We start from the raw sequence: 12,772 nt of genomic DNA on the forward strand, positions 1-12,772 counted from the left end.
TCCGCTCGCCCCTTCGGGGCCGTGGTCCTGGTCCTCCTCGCCGTGCCGCTCGCCCCGGCTCTGAGCTGGGCAGACGCCCGCATACGGGCGCAGCGCGGCCCGCTCGGGGGCGCGGCCGGGGCGAGGGCGGGTCCACCGGCCGGAGCGGGCACGGGCCCCGATCCGGGCCCACCTGACAGCCTGTCAGGTCCCTCGCGGTTTATCCATCGGTCGCCCGAACGCTCCGCCGAACCAATCCACGGTCACCCGAGAAACAACCGCTCGCCCCCGAGCGAAAAGCAGCGGCCCCGAATCCACGGGGAGGGATTCGGGGCCGCTGCTTTCCTTTTCACTTTTCGGCGTCGAGCGCCTTCATGTGCTTATGGACGGTAGAGGGCGAGCGTCCGGCGAATGTGGCCACCCGGCGCTGAGCCCATCCGTTGGCGTGGCCGTAGCGGATCCGGGCGTGGGCCTGGGAGTCGGTGAGCAGCTCGGGCGCGCGGCCGGGGGCGCAGTCGGCCGGGAGGCCGGGGAGATCCCAGTCCTTCACGGGGCCGGCGGGCGGCTTGGGCTGCTCCTGCTCCTGGTGCTCGTCGACGCGGGCGGTGACCCGGGCCGGGGAGGTCTGGGCGGCGGCCACGGACGCCGTGGCGTCCTTGCGGGGCGCTGCGGGGGCCGGTTCGGCCGGGCGTGCAAATGCTGCGCTGTCCGTCGTGCGGGGCGCGGCCGGGGCCTGCGGGGCGGTGTGGAGCGCCTGTGCGGCCTTGTCGGCTGCTGTCGTGTCCGGGTCGGCCTTGGGCGCGACAGGGTGGCCGTTGTCGGCTCCAGTGCGGGCCTGCGGGGCCGGAACCCCCGTGCGGGGCGCGGACGCGACAGGCGCGACAGGTACACGTACCGGTGCGGCAGGAACGGGCGCGGCGACCGCCGGGCGGGGCTGCGGAGCCGGGGCGGTCTGTGCCGTCGTGCCGTCGTAACGGCGTGCCGTCATGCCGTTAACGCCGCTGTGGGCTGTGGGAACGGTGGTGTCGAGGCGCTTGGCTTCGAGGTCCAGGCGCCGGGCCTGGAGCTCCCGGGCGGCGCGGGCGGCCTCGCGCTTCTCCTCCAGGTCGAGGGCGAACTGCTGGTCGTCCCGGCGCTGCTGCCGGGCGCGGTCGGCTTCGGCGCGGTCGCGCTCGGCCTGGCGGTCGGCTTCCTCCTGGGCGAGGCGGCGCCGGCGTTCCTCCTCCTGCTGCTGCCGCACGCGCTCGGCCTCGGCCTTGTCGGCCTCTTCCTGCTCCGCATCGTCCAGCCGTCCCGCGAGGCGGCGCCGGTAGACGGGCCCGGACTCCGCGAGCAGCACGAGGATGCCCGGGGTGATCAGGTGCTGGAACACCCCGGTCCAGTCGCCCTTCTCCCAGGCGCTGCCCACGTTCAGGAACACGCTCCCGGCGCCGGTGAACATGCGCAGCAGCGCCGCCCATGCCCCGCCGGACACGTTGTAGCGGGAGGCGATTTCGTCGGCCCGCAGGCTGCCGAGGAACGCGAGATCGACCACCAGGGGCAGCACGAACGCCGTCTGGCGCCAATCCGGGTCGAGGTGAGCGGCCACGTACGGGGTGGCGTTCAGGATCGACCACACGATCATCAGCGCCGCCACGCCCCACGTGACGAACGAGATGAACCGGTCCGCCGCCCCCAGCTCCACCCGCAGCCGCGCCGACGACCCCGGCGGCCCGGCCTCCTCCAACTTCTTCCTGCCCATCTGGTCTTTCCTCCTTGGTAGTGGTGCACTGACAGGCGCGGGGCCGGGCGGACTACTCCTCCGCCCGGCCCCGCGTGCGATCACTTCTTCTTGGCGCGGAACCCGATCCGCTTCACCGGCTGGTCCGCCGGGGCGGGCTTCGAGCGGGTGGTGCGCGGCGGCTGCCCCACCGGACGGGGCTCGCCGGCCTTGCGGGGGACCGTGACGTACGGCGGGTACTCGACGCCGGGCTTCTTCTTGGCGAACACGGGGTGCTCCTTCCTGGGCCGGGCCGTGTGCCCGGCTCCCCGCCCGTCCCCGGCCGCCTGGTGGTGGCGGGCGGGGGCGGACAGGCAGCCGTCACGCGGCCGTTCAGTCCTCGTCGGGGACGATCTCGGCGTCGATCACGGGGGTGCCGGCGGGCACCTCGGACTCGGGAACGACCACGACCGTCGCCTCTTCCAGGTCCGCGTCCTTGAACCAACCCATCGGGTCCTCCTTGCTGGTCACAGGCCGGGCGGGGTGCCCGGCTCCCCGCCCACTCCCGGCCGTGGGCCGGGGGTGGACAGGCAGCCGTCACACCGCGCGGGCGGGGACCAGGCCGGGGCCGAACTGGCCGGGTGCCGGGCGCAGCAGGGCCTGCGGGAGGGCGTCGGCCTTGGCCTCGTTGCAGGGGTGGCAGGCGAGCACCAGGGCGGCCTGCGCCCACGTGTGGACCAGGGAGCGCGGGATCAGGTGATCGACCGTGGCGCCCTCCAGGCCGGGGCCGAACGGCGTGGCGCAGTAAAAGCACTGCGCGCCGTCCCGCGCGGCGAGGCGCGCCTTCAGCAACCGCCGGCGCTTCGAGCACGGCTTGCGGTCGGGGTTGTTGCTCATGCCGCCGCTCCCGTCCGGGCGGTGCGCAGGTAGCAGCCGGACGCACACTGCCGGGCGCAGGACTTCGGGGACGGGGCCGCCTTCGGCTTGTGCCTGGCGGGCGCGGCGGGCTCCGGGTCCAGGCGGTGGTCCACGACCATCTCGCGCAGCGAGCGCAGCGCGCGGGTGTACAGCTCGTGCGAGTAGCCGCGGTGGATGCCGAGCTGCTCGCTCAGCTCCTTGAAGGAAGCGCCGGCCGCGCGCAGCCGGACCACGTCGCGCTGTGTCTGGTTCGGCAGCCGGTCCAGCACCCGCTCCCAGCCCTCCGGCAGCGGCTCACCCGCGCCGCGCGTCCGGGCACCAGGCATCCGGCCCGATCCGCCGAGCGCGGTCAGCGCCTTGCGCAGCGCGCTCTCCACGGACTGCCGCGAGATACCCAGCCGGGCCGCCATCGCCGGAGTGGTCATCCCGTCCACGCACCGCAGCTCCAGCACCTCACGCTGCCGCGCGGGCAGAGCCGCGATCCGGGCCGCGTAGCAGGCCGGAGCCCACCCCGCGCCCGCCCCGGCTTCCGCCTCCAGGACGTCCAGCACCGCGCACACCGTGCCGTCCGGCCCCGGGCCCGCCAGCGCCTCCAGCACCTCGTCGGCCGACCGGTCGTCGCCCTCCGGCACCCGCACCAGCCACTCCCGGCGCCGCTTCGTCGTCGTGTTCTCCAGCAGCGACCACTTCGCCGTCGCCGCCAGACGCGGCCACGGCAGATCCGGCGACTCCTTCAGCAGCTCCGGCACCCGGCCGCGCGCCACGTGCAGCCACACGTCCTGCGCCACGTCCTCCGCCCGCACCCAGTGCGCCCACTCCATGTCCCGCAGCCGGGCCGCCACGTAGCGCACCAGGTGGTCGTGGTGCTCCTCCACCAGCAGCGCCACCCGCTGCGCCTGCACCGCCGACAGCGGCCGGTCCTCACCCGTCCGCAGGTCCACCCGCTCCGGCGCCGTGTACGACGGCGTCACCCGCCGCGCCGGCACCACCGGCACCCGGCTCTCCGGCTCCCGCTCGTAACCGCGGGCGTTGTCCTCCCGCTCCTGGCGCTCGATCTCCTCCGCCAGTCCCGCGCTGACCGCTACGTCAGCCCGGCCCCCTCCAGGCCGGTCCGCCACCTGCGCAGACACCGGCCGCTCAGCGACAATCGACACGTCGAACCCCTTCACCCAAGGCATGTGGATCGGTCCGACAGCGGTCGGGGCGCGTCAACGCCCTGACCACCGCCCAAATGGCCCGGGGTGCGTCAACACCCCTCGGCCACCCGCCCGGCCGGTGCGTCAACACCGGCCGGGCGTCCTGCGTTTACGCAGGTCTTTGCTGTTCCGGCCCCGAAGCTCGACCGGCACGATCTATAGAACAGTACCGGTACTGTTTCGTCAACAGTACCGGTACTGTTGGCTATGCCGAACCGGATCAGTACCGGTACTGTGGAGTCGTGGCCGGAAGATCAGCACCGGTCCCAAGGAAGGAGACAAGGCGTGGCCCGATATGAGGAAGTCGCCGCTGACCTGCGGACTCGCATCAGGGGCGGCGAGTATGAGGTGGGCGGCACCTTGCCGAGGTACGAAGATCTGACGGCCATGTACGGCGTCGGACGCGGCGTCATCTCAGCAGCGCTGGCGATCCTGGAGCGCGAGGGACTCGTGCGGCCGATCAAGCGGCGCGGGATCGTCGTCCTGGACTGGCGCATTGAAAGGCGCCGCATCGCCCGAGGCCAGCTTGTGACACGTAACCCGCGCTCGGGTTACGTGTTCCCTGCGGCCTCCCGCCCGGACGAACGATGGGTAGTCCACGGCCGCCCCTTCCGTGAGCGCCTGCCTGCCCCTGAGCGTGTGGCGGAGCTGATGGGCATCGAGGCCGGCGCAGAGACCCTGCGGCGCCGTCGCGTGACCAGCCCGGCCGGGGAGCCCCCCTTCCAGGTGGTGGACACCTGGCTTAGCGAAGAGGCGATTCGCGATGCCCCGCAAATCGCCGAAGCGTCTACCGGGCCGGGCGGTTATCTCGACCGCCTAGAAGAAGCGGGACACGGCCCGATTTCATGGTTGGAGTACATCCGGACGCGAATGCCCAGCAGGGAAGAAGCGCAACTGCTGGAAATCTCCGAAGAAATGCCGGTGATCGAAACGGCAATTGTTGGAAAGTCGGCACGGAACGGAGAAACGATAGAGGTGACAATTCGCGCAATTCCAGCGGATCGCGTGGAACTTGTTTCCGAGCTACGGCGTGACAAAACTGCCAGTTGGCCTACGGACCCTGTTTCACCGGCTCCATAGCCATTTCTGTTAACCCCGGCCGTCCCCCGAAACGAAGGATCCAACTATGCCCAAGACCACCCGGCGCATCGGCACCTGCACCCGGCCCGCAGCCACCCTGATCGAAGGCCGTGCACCGGTCGACGGCCTCGCCTACGGCCCCATCCGCACCGAGGTCTACGCGTGCGACGAGCACGCCCACGCTGCGCGTACCGAGTGGATCGAGCAGCCGCTGACCCCCTTCACCGCGCTCGCCGAACCGACCACCGGACACAGCTGCGGCGAAGCAGTCGATCACGACTGACCTCCGACTCTCCGTCGTCTGTCCACAGGCAGACACCGGCAGGATGGTCCGCGCAACGCAACAGGCCCCGCCAGATGGCGGGGCCCGCAGGTCCCCCGGGTTCGCGGCCCGGGCGAAAAGCACTCTCACCTGATCAATGAGGAGGTGCGCTCCCTTGAGCGTACGACGCACGACCGGCACAACACCACATGGACAGGCCCCGGCCCTGGTCAGGGCGGAGGTATCCGCATGAGCGGGCCGACCCGTAAGGGCTTCAGTGGTCAGATCCGGCGAGGGCCGATGGCGGCCGACGTGCTCGGCCGGGACTTCGTCACGATCTACAACCGCGCGCTGCGAGACCGGCGGCTGTCGCGGCGGGCGAAGGGACTCCTGGCGGAGATCCTGACCCACCGGGACGGCTTTGGAGTCTCGGAGGCATCGCTGGTCGCGGCCGGGCCGGAGGGCCGGGACGCAATCCGCACAGCGCTCACCGAGCTGGAACGGTACGGCTACCTGCACCGCTACCAGGAGCGGGACGAGCTGGGCCGTCTGGGTGAGGCGGTCTTCGAGGTGACGGACATGCCGGAGGGGCTGCTGATCGGGGCGGAGGCGCCGTGGGAGGAACCGGAATCGCCCTCTAAGCAAAGTCGCAGGTCAGAGCCGTCGCCTGAAAATCCGTCCACGGTGGACACGGAAGAAAACCGCAGGTCAGAGCCGTCGCCTGAAAAACCGTCGACGGCTGACCCGTCGACGGTAAATCCGCTGCATAAGAAGACCAATTCCTCCTGCGGAGCAGAAGACCACCTCTCTCCCGCCCGTCACACCGGTGGCGGAGCGGCGGTGGCTGGTGATGGGGAGAGAGACGCGGCTGCGCCGAACCAGGACGAGGCGGAGACCGTGGTCGACTCCTTCGTCGCGGCGTCGATGCGGCCGGTGCTGAGCCAGCGTCGGCGAGCGCTGCGGGCGCAGGCGACCGAGCTGCTGGAGGCCGGGTATCCGGCGGCCTGGGTGGCAGCTCGGGCGGCGGAGATGCCAGAGCGCGGCTGGACTGATCTGGTGGCGCACTGCGAGCGGTCGCGGGTGCCACTGCCCGGCCAGGCCGGGCCGGTGGGTGCCGCTGCTCCTGGCGGTGAAGGTGGCGGGACTCCGGAGCAGGTGGCGGCGCTGCGGGCGCGGATCGCGGCGAGGGGGAGCGGGCTGTGAGCGACGACTTCACGCGGGTGCCTCCGCAGGATCTGGACGCGGAGCAGGCCGTTCTCGGCGCGATGCTGCTGTCGAGGGACGCGATCCTCGAAGTGATCGAGATCGTGACCGGCGCGGACTTCTACAAGCCCGCGCACGCCACCGTGTTCGACGCGGTGTGCTCGATGGCGGTCCGCGGCGAGCCGTGCGACCCGATCACGGTCGGCGCCCGGCTGGACCAGGACGGCGACCTGGCCCGGGTCGGCGGGGCGTCCTACCTGCACACGCTCGTGCAGGCGGTGCCCACGGCCGCGAACGCCGCCTACTACGCCGAACGGGTGCGGGACCTGGCGCTGCTGCGCGGCGTCATCGAGGCCGGCACCCGGGCGGTGCAGTCCGGCTACGCCGCCGACGGCGACCCGCAGGAGGTCGCCGAACGCGCGGTCGCGGACATGCAGGCGGCCCGGGACCGGGGCCTGGCCGACCGGGACGCGCCGCTGCTGTACCTGGACGAGTTCCTGGCGCAGGCCGACGACGAGCCGGAGTGGGTGGTCCCGGGGCTGCTGGCCCGCTGGGAGCGGCTGATGGTCACGGCCGGGGAGGGCGGGGGGAAGTCGCTGTGGCTGCGCCAGGTCGCCATGCGGGCGGCGGCCGGGCTGCACCCGTTCAAGCGCGCGAAGATCCGGCCGGTGCGGGTGCTGATCGTGGACGCGGAGAACTCCGACCGCCAGGCGCGTCCGTGGATCCGGCGCATGGCGCAGGCCGCGGCTGACGAGGGCGCGCCGGTGACCAGCACGAACATCGCGTTCGAGTTCGAGCCGGGCGGGCTGGATCTCACGGCGCCGGCGGACCGGGCGAGGCTGGCGCGGCGGGTGGAGCAGGCGCGCCCGGACCTGATGCTGATCGGCCCGCTGTACAAGCTCACCACCAGCGGCAAGTCCGACGAGGAAGCGGCGAAACCGCTGATGAGCGCGCTGGAGATGCTGCGCACCGCCTCGAACGGCGCGGCGATGCTCATCGAGGCGCACTCCCCGCACGCCGCGCCTGGCGTCAAGCGCCGGGACCTGCGCCCGATCGGCTCCAGCCTGTGGCTGCGCTGGCCGGAGTTCGGCTTCGGGCTGTCCCCGTCGAGCGAGCCCGGCGCCCAGGCGCTGCGGCTGATGGACTGGGTGCCCTGGCGCGGTCAGCGCTCCGAGCGGGCGTGGCCGGAGCAGTTCTGCGAGGGCGTCACCTGGCCCTGGCAGGCGATCGACTACGCCGGGAACGCCCCGCTCCCGGCCGTCACGCTCACCGACGACCAGGCCGCCGCGCTCGGCTACGACATCCCACCGCCCGCCGACGAGCCGGACCCGGAGCAGACAGAGGCTTTCTGAGCCGCTGTGCGCCCGCCTCCCGCGTTTTCGCCCCGCCCAGGTCTCTCTGGGCGGGGCGGTCCGCGTTCGGCGCTCAGATCGGCGTACAGGGCTTCCGGGGCGGGCGTTCACCCGTTCACCCGGTCCGGGCGGGGTGAACTCGGGCCCGACCTACGCGCGTACGTACGCGCACAAGCCGGGCCGTTCACCCTGCGGCCGGGCGGCGGGTGAGTGTCACGCTCCCGGCACCCGGCTTGTCACGCACACCGCTGACCTGCGTGTTCGCCCGGCTCGCTCCGGGCGGGTGAGCGTGACACCGGGGCCGTGACACCAGCGGCGCGGGCCTGTGAGGTAGGAGGCTCACAGGGCGTTTGCCCAGGTGGGCGTGCCGCGCGGGTGGCCTGTGAGCCTGTGAGGTTGATCGGCGGCTGATTGGCCGGTGATCGGCCCCGATCGGCGGCGCTGGCCAATCAGGACCAATCACGGGCCGATGCCGGGACCGATGCTGACCTGCGCGGACCAATCGATCCAATCAACGGCGCACCCCCCGGGTTTCCCGGCCGTACCGGGCGTTCTGGCCCCAGGGGCGGGGGTGGGCTGATTGACGTGTCCGGCCTGTCGGCGCTGGTGGGTCCTGTCCGCCGACGTGGCGCCGATGTGTCCGCGCCGCGCGGTCGCCCGCCGCGCCGGCGCATCGCGGACGGGCCGGGACGGGCGGCGGACAGGACGCTGCCAGGTCGGCGCCGGGTCGCGTTCATCACGTTCATCATCACCGCGCCGCAGCGGCCTCGCGCGGGCGAAACATGCGCGCGTGACGCGCGCGTGTGGCGTTCACTTCGATCTTCAACCGCCACAGCGGCGGTGCGGGCGGGTTGTCCGCACCGATCCGCGCGCGGCTGCCCGGCCGCGCCTGCCCGCGCGCCGCCGCGCCGGGGCGCGCCCGCCCGGCTGCGCCCGTCCGTCCGGGCGTGTGTCCGTCCGCGCGTCCGTGTCCGCCCGTACGGGAGGCGTTCGGCGGGTCCGGCGGCCGGGAGTCCGGCCCGGTGCTGCGAGGCGGTCTGAGGGCCGTTTCCGGGCCGTGGCGGGCCTCGCGCGCGTTAAAGCGTGCACACGTGCACGAGCACACGCGTGCACACGAGACGGGACGGACGGACGACCGGAGCGCCGGGAGGTGGCCGTGCCGGGCGGCGGCGAGGGCGGGCTGCGAAGCGCCGCCGACGGCTCCTCGAGGCGGCCCAACGCGTGCCGCGCGTGACGCGTGCTGTGCGTGCCGCCCGCCCGCGGTTTCACGCACGCGCGGCGCAGCGCGCACGTACGCGTGAGGGCGCGCCCCGGCACGGGCCGGTCCGGCGGTGGCTGTGACGGCCCGGTGTCACCGCGTCCGTCACAGCCGCGGTCACTGCCCGGCCGGGGCGGGGCCGGCCCCGAGCATCCGGCGCCCGGCGGCGGTCGGGCGCGGCTTCGGTTCGGCGGCCGGGACGGCGGGGAGGCGTTCGGCGGCGAGCTGGGCGCGGGGCGCCGGCACCGGTTCGGTGTCTCGCGTGCGGGACAGGTCGGCGCGGTCGGTTCCGGTGCCCAGCGGGCGGCGGTCGGTCATCGCCCGATCATCGCGGGCGCGGCCGGGCGGTGGTTACTTACTCCTTCCTTCCCGGCCGGGAAGGGCGCCGGTCGGACGGCTCACGGGGCCGATCTCGGCACTCTCGGCCTGGTCGGGAAGGAGTAAGTAACCACCGCCGTGCGTGCCGAGTGAGTTCTTCTTCACCGCCCCGGCCGGGCGCGGCGGCGGGGTCCAAGGCGCGCGCGTGTCGCGCACGCGCGAGGCAGTGAACTTCCCCGCCGGCCGCGCCGGGCAGCAGCTCGTGCTCCTGGTCGTCGTCGGCGTGCCGGTGGGGCGCAGCATTTGCACGGCCCGCCGGGCGGTTACCGGTTACCGGTTACAGGCCCAGAAGAGACCGCCCCGCAGCGCCCTGAGCAGCGCGAACCGGCGCACTCACCGGCCCTGTAACCGGTAACCCGTAACCGCCTGGACGGACCGGCGGGTGCCCCTGGCGGCGGCTGCCCACCCGGGTCCCGAGCGGGAGCGCCAGGACCCGGCGGAACCGGGCCGGTGCTTCCGGCAGGGGTCTCCCAGGGAAGTAGTCGGCGTGTCCGGCGCCCCTTGACCACGTGCCCTGATCTGCGGTTTCGCCTGCCTAGTCCGGCCGGTGGAGGCAAGTTGTGGAGCAAGTTGAGAGGCAAGTTGTAGAGCAAGCTGGAGGGCAAGTTGTAGGGCAACTTGTAGGGCAAGCCGCCGTGGCGGGGTCTCCCAGGGAAGTAGTCGGCGCGCCCCGGACCCCTTGACCACGTGTTCTGACGTGCAGGTTTTCCCGTCCGGCTGTCCGTGGTGAGGCGCCCTGGCAGGCACCTCGTAGGGCGCCTCGTGGAGCGCCTCGGCGGGCGCCTCGTACGGCGCCTCGCAGAGCGCCCTCCCTTGCCCGTCGCCGGACGCTGATCCGCGCCCGGTTTGCACCGCCATGACCACCGCCACCTTGTCCGGTATGCACCGTCATGCCCACCGCCACCGATCCGCCACGGATCCGCCGGGTGGCGGTGCCGTGGCGGTGCTCCGGCGGATCCCTGGCGGACTCCTGGCGGATCGTCCGGCGGATGAACAGCGCCCTTGGAGCGTCACGGACGGTAGCGGCGAGGCGAAGCGACGCGAGGCGAGGCGGACACAAAACCCCTTGACCACCCCCGCCCTGGGGGCGGTCAAGGGGGGGTGGTCAAGGGGTCCTCGCGTCGCTTCGCCTCGCCTCGCCGCTACTCTGCGTCGCCGTACCTAGGTCCAGGCGCGAGCGGCGATCCAGTGCTGGAAGGCGTCGTCGGTGAGGGCTTCCACCAGGAGGTCCGCCGCGCGGTCGGGACTGATCTGGGCCTTGCTCGCCCCGTCCGCGATCCAGGCGCTGAGCCGGGCGACGTGCTCGTCGCTCAGCGCCCACCGGTCCTGTCCGGCCGGGGCGGGACCGGTGCCGCCGCTCATTCCAAAATTTTGGAATGAGCCGGCCGGGGCGTCCTGGCCGTGCGCGACGACCGTGCCCGTCACCGTCTCGCCCTTGCCGTGCCCGGCGCGCTCCCCGGCCGGGGCGGACTTGCGGGGCTTGGCGGGCGGGAGCTGGCGGGGGACGAACAGCGCTTCCAGGCGCTCGGGCTCGGTGCCCTTGCGGAGGAAGTCGGCGAGGTTGGCCACGACGTCGGCGGTCACCCGCTGCCCGAGCTGCTGGCCGTGGCGGCGCAGCTCGGCGTACCAGTGGGCCACTGCCTCGTGGCCCTGCTGCTCGGCAACGTCGACCAGGGCGCGGACGTGGGAGTCCGGCGCGGGCCGCTCGAAGGTGGCGGCGATCTGCGCCGCGAGCCGCCATTCCTTGATCTCCAGGTAGGCGGCGGACTCGCTCATGCCGTCCCACTCGGCATCGAGGTACTGCTGGCGGGTGCGCTGCCCGTCCTCGCCCCGGAACAGGCGCCGGCGGAACGCAGCATCGAGGGCCTTGCCGCGCATCCACTTCGCGGCCTGGTGGTGGTCGCGGGCGGCATGGATGCGGTCGAGCTGCTGCTGCTCCTTCGCGTCCAGCGGCCCGGTGCGGTCCAGGTCCTGCGGCTCGGGGATCAGCTCGGGGACGAAGGCGCGGGCGCGGTCCCGCTTGCCGATGGCGGTCACGCTCGCCACCTCGCCTCGGGCAGGTGCCCGAGCTTGGTCAGCTCGGTGACCAGGGCGTCGTACGGCGCTTTGCGCTCGGGCTTGTCGCAGGGGAAGCCGACCGCGGACGCGATGCCCTCCCGCCTCGGGATCTGGGTGGACAGGACCGTCCAGCGTGGATCGGTGCCCTTCTCGCCCCCGTTCCGCAGGAGGTCCGCGTACTTCTTCGGGCTGGCCGCCCCGGCCTGGCAGCGGTTGAGCAGCACGTAGGTCGCCGGCGGCTGCCCGCTCTCGCGCAGCGCGGCGGACCGCTTGATCACCTTGGCGAGCGCCGTGCCCCGCTCGGGTTTGGTCAGCCGGTCGTAGTCCGGCTGCGTGGGCGACAGCGTCAGGATCACCAGATCCACGACTTCCAGGATCGAGTCCACGATGTCCGGGTGGTTCTCGGCGTGCCCGGCGTCCACGACGTTGATCCGGTCGTGGTCCATCTCCGGGTAGACGACCTCGGCGAACGCCGGGGTGTCCGCCACGTGCACCTCGCACGGGAAGTCGCCGGCGTCCCGCGCCCACGCCTTCAGTTGCAGCGACTCGTCCGCGTCGTAGCAGGTCACGGGGTGGCCAGCCCGCGCCAGGGCATAGGCCAACAGGCCCGTGTTCGTCGTACCGCCCATCGTCCTGGGCTTCAGGCTGGCAATCAGCATGCGCGCCACCCTACGGACCCGCAGCCAGCCCACGCCCCGACCGGTCCCAAGAGGCACCCGGACGTGCGCCCGGTCGTTGACCGGACATGGCCGAACCCGTGATCGTCACCGTGCACTACACCCCGCCCGGCGCGCCCGACACCGACAGCCTCCACCTGGAACTGCACGCCGAACCCGGCGCCCGCCTCACCGTCCACCTCGGCACCCCCGCCCGCCCGCTGACCTCGGCAGACATCCCCGCCCAGCCCCAGCCCGAGCCGCCCGACTGGAACCGCCCCGGCCTCCCCGCCGACTGCGCGCCCGGCACCGAACCCGCGCTCCTCACGGACACCCAAGCCCACGCCAGAATCCAGTACGGCCTTTCCCAGGGATGGACACAACGCCGTATCGGAGAATTCGCAGGCCGCAGCGCCACAGTCGTAAACCGAGTCAGCAAGAAGAAATAGACAGCGCATTTGCTCGGGGGCGAGCGGTTGTTTCTCGGGTGACCGTGGATTGGTTCGGGTGGGTGTTCGGGCGACCGATGGATAAGCCGTGGGACGGCTGACGGACTGTCATGTCAGCCCGGGTCAGCACCCGTGCCCGCTCCGGCCGGTGGCCCCGCCCTCGCCCCGGCCGCGCCCCCAAGCGGCCCGCGCTGCGCCCGTATGCGGGCGTCTGCCCAGCTCAGAGCGGGGGCGAGCGGCACGGCAAGGAGGACCAGGACCACACGCCCGAAGGGGCGAGCGGG

The 12,772-nt window shown here is 72.8% G+C and carries 12 protein-coding genes; 5 read left to right on the forward strand and 7 right to left on the reverse strand.

Annotated elements, in window-relative coordinates; translation table 11 throughout:
* Window positions 1-328: 328 nt before the first annotated feature.
* The 4 genes from AB0C73_RS35860 to AB0C73_RS35875 all read right to left on the reverse strand — a co-directional run bounded on the left by AB0C73_RS35860 (window position 329) and on the right by AB0C73_RS35875 (window position 3,750).
* Window positions 329-1,720 carry a hypothetical protein gene (locus AB0C73_RS35860; protein WP_362538106.1) on the reverse strand — a complete coding sequence of 464 codons (1,392 nt, stop codon included), beginning with the start codon at window positions 1,718-1,720 and terminating at the stop codon, window positions 329-331.
* A gap of 80 nt (window positions 1,721-1,800) precedes the next feature.
* Complete coding sequence (locus tag AB0C73_RS35865; protein ID WP_362538108.1) at window positions 1,801-1,968, reverse strand: hypothetical protein; 168 nt, start codon at window positions 1,966-1,968, stop codon at window positions 1,801-1,803.
* A 307-nt stretch (window positions 1,969-2,275) separates the two neighbouring features.
* Window positions 2,276-2,575 (reverse strand): HNH endonuclease, encoded by a 300-nt coding sequence (locus AB0C73_RS35870; RefSeq protein WP_362538110.1) that lies wholly within the window; start codon window positions 2,573-2,575, stop codon window positions 2,276-2,278.
* Window positions 2,572-3,750: a sigma factor-like helix-turn-helix DNA-binding protein gene (locus AB0C73_RS35875; RefSeq protein ID WP_362538112.1), complete on the reverse strand. Its 1,179-nt coding sequence runs from the start codon at window positions 3,748-3,750 to the stop codon at window positions 2,572-2,574. The genes AB0C73_RS35870 and AB0C73_RS35875 overlap by 4 nt, the downstream gene beginning before the upstream one ends.
* A 327-nt stretch (window positions 3,751-4,077) precedes the next feature.
* Between AB0C73_RS35875 and AB0C73_RS35880 the strand changes: the two genes are divergently transcribed.
* From AB0C73_RS35880 to AB0C73_RS35895, 4 genes are all read left to right on the forward strand, one after another.
* Window positions 4,078-4,872 carry a GntR family transcriptional regulator gene (locus AB0C73_RS35880; RefSeq protein WP_362538114.1) on the forward strand — a complete coding sequence of 265 codons (795 nt, stop codon included), beginning with the start codon at window positions 4,078-4,080 and terminating at the stop codon, window positions 4,870-4,872.
* A 46-nt stretch (window positions 4,873-4,918) separates the two neighbouring features.
* Window positions 4,919-5,155, forward strand: a complete 237-nt coding sequence (locus AB0C73_RS35885; protein ID WP_362538116.1) for a hypothetical protein — start codon at window positions 4,919-4,921, stop codon at window positions 5,153-5,155.
* Between the two features lie 228 nt (window positions 5,156-5,383).
* Complete coding sequence (locus tag AB0C73_RS35890; protein WP_362538118.1) at window positions 5,384-6,337, forward strand: hypothetical protein; 954 nt, start codon at window positions 5,384-5,386, stop codon at window positions 6,335-6,337.
* Complete coding sequence (locus tag AB0C73_RS35895) at window positions 6,334-7,689, forward strand: DnaB-like helicase N-terminal domain-containing protein (protein WP_362538120.1); 1,356 nt, start codon at window positions 6,334-6,336, stop codon at window positions 7,687-7,689. Before AB0C73_RS35890 ends, AB0C73_RS35895 begins: the two co-directional genes overlap by 4 nt.
* Before the next feature lie 1,375 nt (window positions 7,690-9,064).
* Here the strand turns inward: AB0C73_RS35895 and AB0C73_RS35900 are convergent.
* From AB0C73_RS35900 to AB0C73_RS35910, 3 genes are all read right to left on the reverse strand, one after another.
* The gene (locus AB0C73_RS35900) at window positions 9,065-9,265 is read right to left on the reverse strand and encodes a hypothetical protein (RefSeq protein WP_355533381.1); all 201 of its coding nucleotides are present in this window, start codon (window positions 9,263-9,265) and stop codon (window positions 9,065-9,067) included.
* Window positions 9,266-10,486: 1,221 nt separating this feature from the next.
* The gene (locus AB0C73_RS35905; RefSeq protein WP_362538122.1) at window positions 10,487-11,362 is read right to left on the reverse strand and encodes a hypothetical protein; all 876 of its coding nucleotides are present in this window, start codon (window positions 11,360-11,362) and stop codon (window positions 10,487-10,489) included.
* Window positions 11,359-12,042, reverse strand: coding sequence for a plasmid partition protein (locus AB0C73_RS35910; RefSeq protein ID WP_362538124.1), 684 nt, complete (start codon window positions 12,040-12,042; stop codon window positions 11,359-11,361). Before AB0C73_RS35910 ends, AB0C73_RS35905 begins: the two co-directional genes overlap by 4 nt.
* Window positions 12,043-12,128: 86 nt before the next feature.
* Here AB0C73_RS35910 and AB0C73_RS35915 point away from each other — a divergent pair, with 86 nt between their 5' ends.
* A complete protein-coding gene (locus AB0C73_RS35915; protein ID WP_362538126.1) occupies window positions 12,129-12,488 on the forward strand; it encodes a helix-turn-helix domain-containing protein in 360 nt (119 codons plus the stop codon).
* Window positions 12,489-12,772: the final 284 nt, after the last annotated feature.

The organism is Streptomyces sp. NPDC048623 (assembly GCF_040650755.1).
Taxonomy (GTDB): domain Bacteria; phylum Actinomycetota; class Actinomycetes; order Streptomycetales; family Streptomycetaceae; genus Streptomyces.